This window comes from Kitasatospora sp. NPDC057512 (genome assembly GCF_042802135.1).
Taxonomy (GTDB): domain Bacteria; phylum Actinomycetota; class Actinomycetes; order Streptomycetales; family Streptomycetaceae; genus Kitasatospora.
On sequence record NZ_JBHVET010000169.1, the window covers coordinates 1 to 12,715 of the forward strand.

At 74.0% G+C, this 12,715-nt stretch carries 11 protein-coding genes and 1 rRNA gene; 3 read left to right on the forward strand and 9 right to left on the reverse strand.

Features of this window, described 5'->3' with window-relative positions; genetic code table 11:
* Positions 1–45 precede the first annotated feature (45 nt).
* From ACFU6K_RS14120 to ACFU6K_RS14130, 3 genes are all read right to left on the reverse strand, one after another.
* Positions 46–435, reverse strand: coding sequence for a VOC family protein (locus ACFU6K_RS14120; protein ID WP_380662998.1), 390 nt, complete (start codon positions 433–435; stop codon positions 46–48).
* Between the two features lie 180 nt (positions 436–615).
* A complete protein-coding gene (locus ACFU6K_RS14125) occupies positions 616–2,250 on the reverse strand; it encodes an LCP family protein (RefSeq protein ID WP_380662999.1) in 1,635 nt (544 codons plus the stop codon).
* Positions 2,243–2,701: a DUF6542 domain-containing protein gene (locus ACFU6K_RS14130; protein WP_380663001.1), complete on the reverse strand. Its 459-nt coding sequence runs from the start codon at positions 2,699–2,701 to the stop codon at positions 2,243–2,245. The genes ACFU6K_RS14125 and ACFU6K_RS14130 overlap by 8 nt, the downstream gene beginning before the upstream one ends.
* A 233-nt stretch (positions 2,702–2,934) precedes the next feature.
* Here ACFU6K_RS14130 and ACFU6K_RS14135 point away from each other — a divergent pair, with 233 nt between their 5' ends.
* Positions 2,935–3,294, forward strand: coding sequence for a TetR/AcrR family transcriptional regulator C-terminal domain-containing protein (locus ACFU6K_RS14135; protein ID WP_380663002.1), 360 nt, complete (start codon positions 2,935–2,937; stop codon positions 3,292–3,294).
* Here the strand turns inward: ACFU6K_RS14135 and ACFU6K_RS14140 are convergent.
* The 5 genes from ACFU6K_RS14140 to ACFU6K_RS14160 all read right to left on the reverse strand — a co-directional run bounded on the left by ACFU6K_RS14140 (position 3,281) and on the right by ACFU6K_RS14160 (position 9,764).
* Positions 3,281–3,988 (reverse strand): hypothetical protein, encoded by a 708-nt coding sequence (locus tag ACFU6K_RS14140; protein WP_380663004.1) that lies wholly within the window; start codon positions 3,986–3,988, stop codon positions 3,281–3,283. The two genes, ACFU6K_RS14135 and ACFU6K_RS14140, sit on opposite strands and share 14 nt — an antisense overlap.
* Positions 3,989–4,268: 280 nt before the next feature.
* On the reverse strand, positions 4,269–4,835 hold the full coding sequence (locus tag ACFU6K_RS14145) for an RICIN domain-containing protein (RefSeq protein ID WP_380663005.1): 567 nt from the start codon (positions 4,833–4,835) through the stop codon (positions 4,269–4,271).
* 35 nt (positions 4,836–4,870) lie between these two features.
* Positions 4,871–5,749 (reverse strand): peptidoglycan-binding protein, encoded by an 879-nt coding sequence (locus ACFU6K_RS14150; protein WP_380663007.1) that lies wholly within the window; start codon positions 5,747–5,749, stop codon positions 4,871–4,873.
* A gap of 42 nt (positions 5,750–5,791) precedes the next feature.
* Positions 5,792–6,697: a CAP domain-containing protein gene (locus tag ACFU6K_RS14155; RefSeq protein ID WP_380663008.1), complete on the reverse strand. Its 906-nt coding sequence runs from the start codon at positions 6,695–6,697 to the stop codon at positions 5,792–5,794.
* Positions 6,698–6,830: 133 nt separating this feature from the next.
* Positions 6,831–9,764 (reverse strand): BTAD domain-containing putative transcriptional regulator, encoded by a 2,934-nt coding sequence (locus ACFU6K_RS14160; RefSeq protein WP_380663010.1) that lies wholly within the window; start codon positions 9,762–9,764, stop codon positions 6,831–6,833.
* A gap of 153 nt (positions 9,765–9,917) precedes the next feature.
* On the opposite strand from ACFU6K_RS14160, the gene ACFU6K_RS14165 reads away from it, so the two are divergent.
* A complete protein-coding gene (locus ACFU6K_RS14165; protein WP_380663011.1) occupies positions 9,918–11,360 on the forward strand; it encodes a BTAD domain-containing putative transcriptional regulator in 1,443 nt (480 codons plus the stop codon).
* A gap of 29 nt (positions 11,361–11,389) precedes the next feature.
* Here ACFU6K_RS14165 and ACFU6K_RS14170 read toward each other — a convergent pair whose 3' ends face one another.
* On the reverse strand, positions 11,390–11,884 hold the full coding sequence (locus ACFU6K_RS14170; RefSeq protein ID WP_380663013.1) for a hypothetical protein: 495 nt from the start codon (positions 11,882–11,884) through the stop codon (positions 11,390–11,392).
* A 738-nt stretch (positions 11,885–12,622) separates the two neighbouring features.
* Here ACFU6K_RS14170 and ACFU6K_RS14175 point away from each other — a divergent pair.
* A 16S ribosomal RNA gene (locus ACFU6K_RS14175) occupies positions 12,623–12,715 on the forward strand; the annotation flags it as partial.

A 12,715-nucleotide genomic window follows, 5' to 3' on the forward strand; every position in this document is an offset into this window, starting at 1 on the left:
GTCCCGGGCCGGGACAGGGGGCGCCGTCGTCATTGCCTACCGCTCCTACTGCTCCTTCTGCTCGGCCCACTCGACCAGTTCGACGACCACCCCGTTCGGGTCGGCGACCTGGAAGAGCTTCTCGCCCCACGGCTCCTCGCGCAGCGGCAGGGTGATGACGACCCCCTCCTCGCGCAGCCGCCGTTCCTCGGCGGCGATGTCCTCGACGACGAACGCCAGGATCACGCCGTCCGCGATCCGGTGGCGCTGCTCCTCGGGCAGGACTTCGAGGCCGCGCCGCAGGTAGACGACGTTGACCCCGCCGCCCGGGTGCGCGAGGGAGACGAAGCCGTCGGCCGACATCTGCTCGGTGTAGCCGAAGTGCCGCTGGAGGAAGGCGGCGGAGGTGGTGACGTCCTCGACGGTCAGGGAGACGGCGGTCGTGGTGATCTGCAAGGCGGAGCCCTCTCGTCGGCATCGCACGGTTATCCCGTACGCAGTACACTATACATAGTACGGAGAATCGCGCCAGAGGTTTCCCCGGGATTCCGGGGCGGGGTCGGAACGACGGAGGGAGGCTCCCCGGGGTGGGGAGCCTCCCTCAGGAGGGCGCCGAGGTCGGCGCGGGGGTGCGCGTCAGTAGACGCAGGGGATGCCGCCGTCGGACTGGGCGTCGACGGCCGGGCCCTGCATGGGCAGGTCGGCGGCCGGGTCGGCCGGGGCGCCACCGGCGGGGGCGGCGGGCTTGTCGGCGGCGACGCCGGTGAAGCCGGTGCCGAGGGTGACGACGACGTGCTCGGCGGCGGTGGCGGCGGACGCGGTGGCGGTCACGCCGTAGCGGGCCGCGACCTGCTCGGCGGCCTCCTTGGCGCCCTTGCCGTAGGTGACGGTGGTGGTCTTCGGCCGGGTGGCGGCCGAGCCGGTGCGGCCCTCCTTGAAGCCCAGGTCGGCCAGCGCCTTGGCCTCGCCGGCGGAGGTGACCCCGGCCGCGGAGGAGGCGTTGAAGACGTCCACGGTGACGGACCCGGCGGCGGCCGGGGGCGTGGTGGCGGCCGGCGGGGCGGCGGGGGCCTGGGTGGCGGGCGCGCCGGAGGGGGCGGCCGGGTCGACCGGCGCGGGGGCGGCGTCGGCGTAGCCGAAGAGCTGCTTGACCACCTTCTGGACCTTCGCCGGGGTCACCAGGTTGACGTCCTGGCCGTTCTTGGTGCCGAACCCGTCGAAGGTGAGGGTGTTGAACTCGACGTTGCCGCCGGTGAGGTTGGGGGCCTGCTGGGCGAAGTCGAGCACGTTCCACTCGTTGTCGATCACCAGGTCCTTCTGCATCACCCCCATCAGCTCCTGCATCTTGCCCAGGTCGCCGATGACGCCCTTCTGCTTGAGGTTGTGCACCACCGAGGAGATGAAGGCCTGCTGGCGGTGGGTGCGGGCGAAGTCGCCGGTGTTGCCGTCCGGGCCGTCGAGGTTGTGGCGCTGGCGGACGAAGGAGAGCGCCTGGGAGGCGTTGAGCTTGTTGACGCCCTTGTGGAAGTCGGCCCCGGAGCCCTGGCCCTCGATGGCCGGGTCCTTGGTGTCGTGGGTGAGGCAGACCTCGATCGGCTGGAGGGCCTTGGCGATGTCGTAGAAGCCCATCAGGTTGACCTCGGCGATGTGGTCGATGGGCTGGTCGAGGAACTTCTGCACGGTGCGGATGGTGGCCGCGCGGCCGATGTCCCGGCCGGCCTTCTCCAGGTCGGCGCCCTTGAGGCCCTTGGCGCGCAGTCCGGCGTCGGCCTTGTCCTTGGCCGCGCCGTAGGCCTCCTTGATCTTGGCCATGCCCATCTGGGAGCCGTTGGCGTCGTAGGTCATCACGTAGTCGTCGCGGGGTATCGAGACGGCCTGCACCTTGCCGCCGTTGGCCGGGATGTGCAGCAGGATCAGGGAGTTGGTGTTGTAGCCGCCGATGTCGGAGCTGTGGCCGGCGTGCAGCTCGTCCTGGACGAACTCGGGCGGGAGGTCCGTGCCGTCCATGTTCTTGCGGCTGTCCAGGCCGATCAGCAGCAGGTTGACCGAGTTGTCGAGGTGCTTGGGGGCGTCCTTCTTGGTCTCGGCGATGACGCCGGAGGTGGTCATCCCGTCGGTGAGCTGCTTGTACTCGTACCAGACCACCCCGCTGGCGGCGAACACCGCCAGGCCGACGGTGCAGGCCACCACCCGGCCCGCGACCAGGGCGGGCGAGGGGCGGCGGGGGCGGCGGGCCTCGGCGCCGCCGTCGGTCCCGGGGTTGTCAGCCATGCTGCCTCCTCCTCGCCCGGACCAGCCGGACCGCGATCACGATGACGGCCGCGGCCGCGGCCTCGGCCATCACGGGAAAGCCGTGCACCACCCACTTCGCGGCGCCGGTGGCCAGGCCCTTGCCCTGGTACCGGTCGCGGTGGGCGGCCAGCTCGACCGCGGCCGTCACGCCCAGGACCACCAGCGGGGAGGTGGCGAGCACCCACCACCAGCCGTTGCGGCTGCTCAGCGCCGCCGCCAGGCCGGCGCCGAGCACCGCGGCCACGGCGAAGGCCAGGCCCATGCCGGGGCCGGAGAGCTCGTCGACCGCGGCGCCGGCCAGCGGTAGTCCGAGGGCGAGGGCGGCCGGCAGCGCGGGGCCGCCGGGCAGCGGGCGTATGTGCCCGGCCGGTTTGTCCGCCGCCCGTCGGCGCGTCCGCTGGTCGGCCGACCGTCCTCGCTGCCCCGCCACGCCCTCACCCCGGTGTTCCCGTGTTCCGCGCGCCATGGTGGCGCCTGCGCCGCGTGCCGTCCGTCGGTTTCGTCGGTCCGGAAGTCTGTTCGTGGCGCTGCCAGTTCCGGACGCCGGTTGCCGGTCGGCCGGTTCCCGTGCGGGGGTCCGGCCGCTCGTGATCGGGGGAGGCGCTTCCCCATGCCTTCTACACGGGTGTAGAAGGCGTACGCAGCATAGAGCACGTCCGTTCGGTGGCACGTCCGGGTCACTGGCTGGAGGCCGGCCCGGTCGCCTCCCGGCGCGGGCTCGCGCAGCACGTCGAGGCGCTCGCCGGGCGCGGGCTGCTCGCGGTCGAGGACGCCGCCCCGGCCGCCGAGCGGTTCACCCTGCTGACCTTCCACGGCGTCGCCGAGCGCTCCTTCCGGGGCGCGCTCCCGGTGGCGGACGGGGAGGTCGAGCGGATCGCGACGGCCGGGGTGGACGCCTTCCTGCGGATCCACGGCGCTCCGTCGGCGGTGGAGGCGTCCCCGACGGGACGGGCTGAGCGCGCCCGGGCGGGAGCGGCCGACCGCCGCCCCCGCCCGGACCACCCGCGGATCACTTCCAGTTGAGGCCCTTGCCGAGGGTGTACGGCTCGCCCCAGTACTCGGCGCCCGCGACTTTGGAGGCCTCCGGGGACATCGCCACCGCGCAGGATGTGGCGGACTGGCCGTTGGTGAAGCCCTTGGGCAGCGACTCGCTCTTGCACTTGGCGAAGGAGCCGATGACCATCAGCTCCTGCGCCTCGGTGCCGTCCGCCAGCAGGCCCTTCATGTGGCCGACGCTGGTGTAGGACAGGTCGGTGCCGCCGGCGTTGGTGACCTTGTAGTGGATGTAGTACGGCACCAGGCCCTTGGCCTTGTCGCCCAGGTTGAGCGGGGCGAGGTCGGCCGGGTCGCCCTTCTCGATCGAGGTGACCGCGAGCGCGATGGTGCCCTTGGTGCTGCCCGAGCTGAACGGGACGGTGGCGGCGTCGCCGAGCTTCAGCGTGGTCCCGGCCGCCGGGGCGCTGCCCGCCGGCGCGGGCGCGGCGGCCGAACCGGACCCGGCGCCGCCCGCCGGGGCGGAGGCCGAACCGGAGGCGGCCGGGGTGGTGGCCGCGGCGCTCGGCGAGGCGGCCTGGGTGGCGGGCGCACCCGTCGCCGGCGGGGTCTTGGCGGTGTCGGACGACGAGGCGTCGTCGTTGCAGGCGGTCAGGGTGAGCGCGCCGACGGCGGCCAGTGAGGCCAGGGCCAGGGCGCGACGACTGCTGCGGATGGGCTTCATGCGATGTCCCCCGAGTTAGCGGACCCCCGGTGCCGGTGGTCCTCCTGAGGGACGTTCATAGCGCAGCGCGAACGAGCGGGGCCATGGCTTCGACGCGTCCTTGACACGGTCGTGACGAGTCCCTCGCGCCGTCGTGACAAGGGATGCCGAGTCGTGATCAGCCGCCCGGACGGGGGTCGGCGAGGGGCCGACCGGCTTCGGCGCGGGGGGCCGCGGGGCACCCGGACGAGGCCGGGCCCGGTCCGCTCGACCTGGAGAGCGGACCGGGCCCGGTGGTTCGTCAGCCGAGCAGCCAGCGCTGGGCCGGGGCGGCGGGGTCGCAGGAGGCCACCCCGGTGGCCTGGCCGGCGCCGTTGGAGGTGAGGCACTGCCCGGTGGCCGCGTTGCGGACCAGGTACCAGCCGTGGTCCTCGTCGGTCAGCCGCCACTTCTGGTTGGCGGGCATCCAGTCGCCGGCCGGCCGGTTGAGGCCGTCCAGTCCGCCGGGGGTGTCCCAGAGGTGGACGGCGCCCGAACCGGTGTCGAGGTCGATCACCTTGCCCTGCCCGTGCGAGATCGCCGTGGTGCCGTCGCAGTACTTCCAGAACGACCAGGCCTGCGCGGGCGACTGGTTGGCCGGCCAGACGATGATCGGCTGACCGTTGGCCTCGACGTCGTGGTACAGGTCGAGCGCGCCGGCGCCGGAGCCGTTGTTCACGGCCGCGAAGGCTCCCACGGACGGCGACAGGTCGCAGGCGCCGGCCTGCGCCGCCTGCGCCGCCGGTGCGCCGGCCACGACCGCCCCCGCGACGGCAGTGACGGCCCCGAGCGAGGCGAGGAGCCTGCGGGTACGGGTGATGGTTCTCATCGGGTTTCTCCTTCTGGTGTGGTGGGCCGGCCCGCTCAGCCGCGCGGGACCGCGAGCGCGGCCCACTGCTTGGGGCCGGGGATGCCGTCGGCGTCCGCGCCCGAGTCGCCGAGCTTGTGCTGCCAGTTGCGGAAGGACTCGCGGTCCGCGTCGGACCACTCGGGGCCGGGGCCCTCGGCGTAGGCGGAGCAGCCCTCGGCGACGAGGCGCTCTCCCATCCGGGTGACGACGTCGCTGTTCTGGCCGTCGTGGAAGAATTCGGCGCCGGGGAAGGGCTCGTAGCCGTCGCCGCCGTCGCCGCCGTCGCCTCCGTCACCGCCGTCGCCCGCCGGAGCGGAGCCGCCGGACGGGGCTCCGCCGCGGGGGCTGTCCTCCGCGGAGGCCTCCTGCCCGAAGTAGAGCGCCCCGGCCCGGTCCTTCCATTCCGGGTCGGCGAGGACCGCGCCCTCGGCGAAGTCCGGGATGCCGTAGCCGTAGACCCAGTCCGAGCGGCGCTCACGGGTCTTGAGGTAGACGCCGTCGCCCTCGGCGCTGCCGCCGTCGTTGGTGTTGCCCTCGACGGTGGTGATGGTGGAGCTGGTGTAGGCGATGCAGATGCCGGTGTGGCTGCCGCCGCCGGGCCCGAAGAAGACCTGGCCGCCGATCACCGGGTACTCGGTGAAGCGGTCGCGCTCCTTGAACCAGGCGACGCCCTCCGCACAGGAGGCGGTCACCGGGAAGCGCCCGGCGTTGCCGGACTGCTCGGCGCACCAGGAGACGAAGGTGGCGCACCAGGCCTCGCCCTGGGACCACTCCAGGCCGGCGACGGCGGGGGAGAACTTCTGGATGTTGTTCCAGTGCCCGCCGCTGCGGCCCTCGTGGTAGCCGACCTCGTCTCGGGCGATGCGGATCAGGTCCGCCGCGTTCGAGGACATGGGTGTGGACTCCTTGTCGCTGGAAGGGTGCCGGTCGGGGGCTCAGGCCTTGCCGAAGGTCTGCACGTAGCGGCCCCAGTTGCCGCGCTGGCGGGGCGCGTAGCCGATGCCGATGTAGTTGTAGTCGGGGTTGAGGATGTTCACCCGGTGGCCCGGGCTGTTCATCCACATCTGCATCGCCTCCGGCACGCTGTTGCTCGGGGTGACGTTCTCGGCGGAGGCGCGGGAGACGAAGCCGGCGGCCGCGATGCGGTCCCAGGGGGTGCTGCCGTCGGTGCCGTTGTGCTGGGTGAGGTCGTGCGAGGCCATGTCGTTGGCGTGGCGCTGGGCGGCCGCGCTGAGGCGGTCGTCCAGGCGCACCGGCGGGGCGCCGACCCGGCCGCGCTCGGCGTTGACGGCGTTCAGCATCTCGGAGCGGAAGTCACCGCCACCGCCGCCGGGCTGGGGCTGCGGCTGGGGCTGGGGCTGCTGCTGGCCGCCGCCGCTGCTGATGCCCCCGGCCGGGACGAGCTGCCAGCGCTGCGCCGGGTTGCCGTCGTCCTGCCGGGACAGGGTGAGCGGCGAGCCGGGGGCGGCCGCGGTGAGGTAGAGCATGCCCTCGTTGGTGCGGGTGGTGCGGATGCGGACCCAGTCGTTGTCGAGGGGCTCGAAGCACCAGTGCTGGTTGGGCTGGTTGTGCTCGTTGTACAGCCAGGCCTGGCCGGTGGAGTAGTTGAAGTCCATGACCATGGCCTGGCCGCCGACGTGCTTGCCGGTGGTGAGCTGGGTCTCCAGGAGGAAGCTGTCGTTCTCCTTGGCCCAGAAGGTCCAGCCCTGGGCGGTGGTGCCGTTGGAGCCCCAGGACTGGACGGCGGTGCCGGCGGCGGTCTGGCTGGAACGGACGTCGGCGACGGTTCCGTTGGCGGACTTGATCGTCCAGGTCTGGCCGTGCTGCGGGAGCGTGGGCATGGTGGCGCCTCTCGTCTGTGGTGTCGCCCCGGGCCGCAACCGCTGCGGCCCGGGGCCTGACGAGAGAGACGTTCCTGCACGGTGGTAGACGGCCGGTCAACACGCGTGGCCGGTGCCGCCGTTGATGCCGCGTCTACCGCGCCAGGAGGGCTCTGACCTGCTCGGATTCCTCGGTGAGCCCCAGTCGCTCGTACACCTCCAGGGAGTCCGTCAGACAGGCCCGGGCCTGGCTCGGGCGGCCGAGGCCGGTGAGCGCGGTGCCGAGGGTGCGCAGCAGGGCGCCCTCCAGGGCGGGGCTGGTGCGCCGGGCGAGCGGGAGGACGGCCTCGGCCGCGTCGACGGCGAGCAGCCAGCGGCCGGCCTCGGCGTGGATGCGGGCGGCGAGGTCGCCGGACGCGGCGGCGAAGACGGTGACCTGGAGGGCGGTGAACTCGTCGCGGGCGCCGACCGCGTGGTCGAGCGCCGCCTCCGGGTCGCCGCACAGCCGCAGCACCCGGGCGAGGTAGTAGCGGCCGATCGCGGCGGAGACCGGCCCCGAGTCGCGCATCAGGCGGGCGCTGCGCTCGGCGGCCTCCCGGGCCTCGTCGAGCCGGCCGGTCTGGGCGCAGCTGAAGGCGAACTCGCCGAGCGCGCTGCCCTCGGAGCGTCCGGCCCCCAGGCGGTGGAACAGCCCGGCGGCCCGGCCGGCGTGTTCGGCGGCCTCGGCGTAGCGGCCGTGCACACGGGCGTTGCCGCCGAGGGTGAGCAGGGCCTTGGCGAGCACCCGGTCGGTACCGGTGGTGGTGCAGACCTCGACGGCCCGGCGGATCTCCTCCACGGACTCGGCGTAGCGGTTGACGTGCCAGAGCATGCTGCCGCGCACGTACCGGGCGAGGGCGAGCGGGCCGTGGTCGCCGCGTGCCTCGGCCTCGCCGGCCAGGCGTTCGGCGAGGTCGGCGATGACGGTGGTCTGGGTGCGTTCGGCGAGCACCGCGCCCATCCGGTCGGCGAGTTCGACCGCGCGGTCGAGCGGCAGGGCCGGGTCGGCGCAGCTCAGGGCGATGACGGCGGCGTGCACCTCGGCCTGCTCGCGCATCCAGCGCACGGCCTCCGTGCCGTCGGCGACGGGCCGGCCGGGGTGGGGCACCGGTACGTCGAGCAGGCTGAGTTCGACCGGGTCGGGCTTGCGGGCGGCGACGTCGGCGTTGCGGGCGGTGGCGAGGCAGAAGTCGAGCAGCCGTCCGGTGGCGGCGGTGCGTTCGGCGGGGCCGTCCTCGGCGGCGAGCCGGCCGCGGGCGTAGGCGCGGACCAGGTCGTGGTAGCCGTACCGGCCGAAGCGGGGGGACTGCAGGAGGTTGAGGTCGACGAGGGTTTCGAGGAGTTCGTCGGTCTCGGCCTCGGTGCGGTCGAGCAGGACGGCGGCGCAGGGCAGCGGGATGTCGGGGGCGTCGGGCAGGGCGAGCAGCCGGAAGGCGCGGGCCAGTTCGACGTCGAGGCGGTGGTAGGAGAGCGCGAAGCTGGCCTCCACCGTCCGTTCGCCGTCGCTGAGTTCGGCCAGCCGGTGCTCCCGGCGCAGGCCTTCGGCGAGGGTGGCCAGGGTGAGCGCGGGGTCGGCGGCGAGCCGGGAGGCGACGATGCGGACGGCGAGCGGCAGCAGCCCGCAGGCCCGGACGACCTCCTCGGCGGCCCCGGGTTCGGCGGCGACGCGTTCGGCGCCGACGATCCGGGTGAGCAGTTCCAGCGCCTGCCCGGGCGGCAGGGTGTCCAGGCGCAGCTGGTGGGATCCGGCGAGGCCGGTCAGCCGGTGCCGGCTGGTGACGAGGACGGCGCAGCCGGGCGAGCCGGGCAGCAGGGGTTCGACGTGGCCGGGGGTGGCCGCGTTGTCGAGGACGACCAGGACGCGCCGCCCGGCCAGGGCCGAGCGGTAGAGCGCGCTGCGCTCCCCGGTGTCCGGCGGGATCTCGCCGGGGGCGACGCCGAGGTCCCGCAGGAAGCCGGCGAGCACCGTGCCGGGGTCGGGCGGGGTGCGGTCGGCGCCGCGCAGGTCGGCGAAGAGCTGCCCGTCGGGGAAGCGGTCGCGGGTCCGGCGGGCCACGTGCACGGCGAGGGTGGTCTTGCCGACGCCCCCCATGCCGTCCAGGGCGGAGACCACGACGGCCCGTCCGCCGGCGCCGGCGAGGCGGTCGGTGAGGGCCTCGACCTCCTCGGTGCGGCCGGTGAAGTCGGGCAGGCCGGACGGCAGCTGGTCGGGCGCCCGCCAGGTGTCGGCGGCGCCGGGGGCGTCGTCGGCGGGTCCGGCCTGGGTGGCGCCGGCGGGCAGCAGGGCGGCGTCCTCGCGCAGGATCCGCAGCTGGAGCTCGGCGGGGGCGTCCTCGCCGGGCGGGAGCGAGGCGCGGGCGTCCTCGTACACGGCGAGCGCCTCGGCCTTGCGCCCGGCCTGGTAGAGGGCGCGCATCAGGACGGTGGTGAGTCGGGGGCGGCCGGGGTGCTCCAGGGAGAGGGCGGCGATGGACGCGGTGAGGTCGGTGCGGTCGCCGAGGTCGGCGTCCAGCTCCAGTTCCGTCTCCTTGGCCGAGATCCGCTGTTCGGTGAGGCGGGTGCGGACGGCCTCGGCGTGCGGCCCGGGCAGTCCGGCCAGCGCCTCGCCGACCCAGAGCCGGTGGGCGCGGCGCAGCACCTCCCGGACCTCCCGCGGCGGGGCGCCCGCCTCGCGCAGCCGCTCGGCCTCGGCCAGCAGCGCCTCCCAGGCGGCGGCGTCCACCTCGGTGCCGGGCGCCCTGAACGCGTAGCCGTCGCCGACGCGCACCAGCGGCATCCGGTCCGGGTCGTCCCCGGCGTACGGCCGGAACGCGGTGCGCAGCCGGGAGACGGCGAGTTGGACGGCCTTGCGCGGGTCGGCCGGCGAGGCCCCGCCCCACACCCCCTCGACCAGCACCGGGACCGACACCGTGCGCCCGGCGGCGGCCAGCAGCACGGCGAGCACGGCCCGCTGCTGCGGCCGGCCCAACTCCAGTTCCAGTTCCCCGTACCAGGCCCGCAGCGGTCCCAGCAGTCCGAACCGCAGCCCGGAACCCCCCATGTCACCCATCTACCCGTCCCCGAAAGTCGTTCTGCGCCGGGATCCCGCCAGTTCCGTCCGGACGGTGGGCCCCCATACCCCGGCGGCCTATGCTCTGTCACAGATTGTGCACCGGATCGTGCACAGGTTGTGCACCGGATCGAGGGCTTCGAGGGGTGGGCCGTGGGGCTCGATTTCAGCCTGCTGGGGCCGCTGCGGGCCCGGACCGACGGTCGTGAGCTCGACCTCGGCCGACCGCAGCAGCGGGCCGTGCTCGCGGCCCTGCTGATCCCGCCGGGGCAGCTGGTGTCCACGGATCGGCTGGTCGAGGACCTGTGGGGCGCGGACGAAACCCGCTGGCCGAAGGATCCGGTCGGGCAGATCGGCACCCACGTCCACCGGCTGCGGCGGGCCCTGGGCGAGCCCGGGCTGCTGGTCGGGGCGGCGGGCGGCTACCGGCTGGAGGCGCCGCGCACGGCGGTGGACCTCTTCCGCTACGAGGCCGAGGTGGCGGAGGCCGTCGCGCTGCGTCACCAGGACCCCCTGCGGGCGCGCGAGTCGCTGGCGCGGGCGCTGGGCGCCTGGGAGGGGCACCGGGCGCTGGACGGGGTGCCCGGGGCGTTCGCCGAGCGGGTCCGGGAGCGGCTGGCGGCCGGGCGGTTCGCGGCGGTGAGGACCCTGCTCGACCTGGACCTGTCGCTCGGCCGGCACGCCGAGGCGCTGGAGCCGCTGGCCGGGCTGGCCGCCTCGCACCCGCAGGACGAGGAGGTGCACCGGCTGCACCTGCTGGCGCTGCACCGCTGCGGCCGGACGGCGGACGCGCTGGCGGGGTACGAGGCGCTGCGTGAGCGGCTGGACGGGGAGCTCGGTCTCGAACCCGCCCCGGCCCTGGTCGAGCTGGCCGAGCAGATCCGGCGCGGCGAGGCCCCGGTGCTGCTGCGGCGGCTGCCGAGGCCGAGCCAGCTGCCGCCGGACATCCCGGACCTGGTCGGGCGGGCGGCGCAGGTGCGGGAGGCGGAGCGGGTGCTGCGGGCGGCCGGGGCGCCGGTCCTGGGGCTGTCCGGTCCGGCGGGCTGCGGCGCGACGGCGCTGGCGGTGCACGTGGCGCACACCGTCCAGGACGCCTTCCCGGACGGCCGGTTGTACGCGGGCGGCGGCGAGGCCGGTGTGGTGCTCGCCGGCTTCCTGCGGGCGCTGGGGGACCGGCCGACGGCGGACGCGGGCGTCGAGGAGCTCGGCGAGCGATACCGCGGGCTGCTCGCCGGTCGCCGGGTGCTGGTCCTGCTGGACGGGGTGGCTGAGCCGGGCGTGCTGCTGCCGTCGGTGCCCGGCTGCGCGGCGGTGGTGGCGGGCGCCGAACCGGGCACCCTGCCCGACGGCGCCGTACGGCTCGCGGTGGGACCGCTGGAGCCGCACGACGCCTACGAACTGCTGGCCCGGATCGCCGGCGCGGACCGGGTCCGGCGGGAGCCGGAGGCGGTGGCCGAGGTGGCCGCGCTCTGCGGCCACCTGCCGGTCCTGCTGCGGACGGCGGCGGAGCGGCTCGCCTCCCGGCCGCAGTGGTCGGTGGCCGACCTGGTGCGGTGGCTCGCCCTGCGGGCCGACGGGCCGGGGCGGGCTCAGTAGCCCCGGCCTTCCCGGCGACCCCCGCTTTCTCAGTAGAGGTCGGAGGAGAAGAGGACCGCGCCGGGGACGGGGCCGGGGGTGGAGGAGTGGGGGATGCGCGGGATGCCGTCGCCGCCCCAGTAGACGCCGGAGGTGCCGTTGACGGTGACGCTCAGCTTGGCGTGCGGGTGGCCGGAGGTGCCGGAGGACCAGCAGGGGGAGCCGTTGGCGGCGTAGACGACGAAGTTGCCGTCGACCTGCATGACGGCCTTGTAGCCGCAGCCGACGGTGTTGCTGGCCATCTTGACCTGGGTCCCGTACTGGTAGACGACGAAGTTGCCGTCGGGCTGCATGATCATCCGGGTGGAGCCGGACTCGATGTACCAGCCCTGGTAGAGCGGCTCGTCGTCCCAGATCGAGACGTGGTCGACGGCCCGCTCGATCGCGGCCTCCGCGGTACCGGTCGAGGCCACCGTCCCGGCGAGGGCGAGTGCGGTGGTGGCGGTGGCCAGGGCGATCTGCCGGAGGGTCTTCGTCGTCTTCATGTACCCGTGCCTCGTGGTTCTCTCGTGCGTTCGCGCCCGCCAGGTCGTCGGGGCGCGGTGTGGGCACGAGCTTGGCGGAAGGCGGTAGACAAACGATGAACGCCGCCGTTGAGCGGGCGGCCGGGGCTCGGGCCGGCGGGCCGGGGCCCACGGCGGACCAGGGGCATTTGGCGTGGGCCCGGAGTGGGAGTAGTGTCTTCTAGTCGCCTGACAGGGAGCACCGGACACGCAGCCGCGCGGACGGTCCCGGGGTGGCCAATCCTCTGAAACACCACTTCCCGGTTCGGGCCGGGTCGCTTCGTCGTTTTCGCGTCGCGGCCTGGTGCGCATTCGGTGTGCACGTTTATTGGGTTGCGGTCGGATTCGCTTTTCGGAGCGGGGATCGGCTAGAGTTTGAAACGTCGGACGGGGCGTCAAACCCCGGAAGACACCGGCGAGTTGGATGAACGAAGCCCCGGAAACGGAGCGGAAAACATCTGATAAGCTGGAAACACGAAAGAACGAAGCCCGGAGGGTCCGCTGGAAGGCGGTCCGAAGGAAGCGTCCGTTCCTTGAGAACTCAACAGCGTGCCAAAAGTCAACGCCAGATATGTTGACATCCCCGGCCTCGGTCATTGCGACTGGGGTTGGAGATTCCTTTTGAAACAAACACTAGCGAGGACGCAGTGCGCGGGACCGCCCTATTCCGGTGGTTGCCGTGCCGCTCAACGCGGGTGTGAACCCGATAACGGGTAAACATTCACGGAGAGTTTGATCCTGGCTCAGGACGAACGCTGGCGGCGTGCTTAACACATGCAAGTCGAACGGTGAAGCCCTTCGGGGTGGATCAGT

Coding starts and splice junctions, on each gene's coding strand:
- ACFU6K_RS14125 (WP_380662999.1), bottom strand. CDS start 2,250: ATGGCTGACAACCCCGGGACCGACGGCGGCGCCGAGGCCCGCCGCCCC.
- ACFU6K_RS14140 (WP_380663004.1), bottom strand. CDS start 3,988: ATGAAGCCCATCCGCAGCAGTCGTCGCGCCCTGGCCCTGGCCTCACTG.
- ACFU6K_RS14145 (WP_380663005.1), bottom strand. CDS start 4,835: ATGAGAACCATCACCCGTACCCGCAGGCTCCTCGCCTCGCTCGGGGCC.
- ACFU6K_RS14150 (WP_380663007.1), bottom strand. CDS start 5,749: ATGTCCTCGAACGCGGCGGACCTGATCCGCATCGCCCGAGACGAGGTC.
- ACFU6K_RS14155 (WP_380663008.1), bottom strand. CDS start 6,697: ATGCCCACGCTCCCGCAGCACGGCCAGACCTGGACGATCAAGTCCGCC.
- ACFU6K_RS14160 (WP_380663010.1), bottom strand. CDS start 9,764: ATGGGTGACATGGGGGGTTCCGGGCTGCGGTTCGGACTGCTGGGACCG.
- ACFU6K_RS14170 (WP_380663013.1), bottom strand. CDS start 11,884: ATGAAGACGACGAAGACCCTCCGGCAGATCGCCCTGGCCACCGCCACC.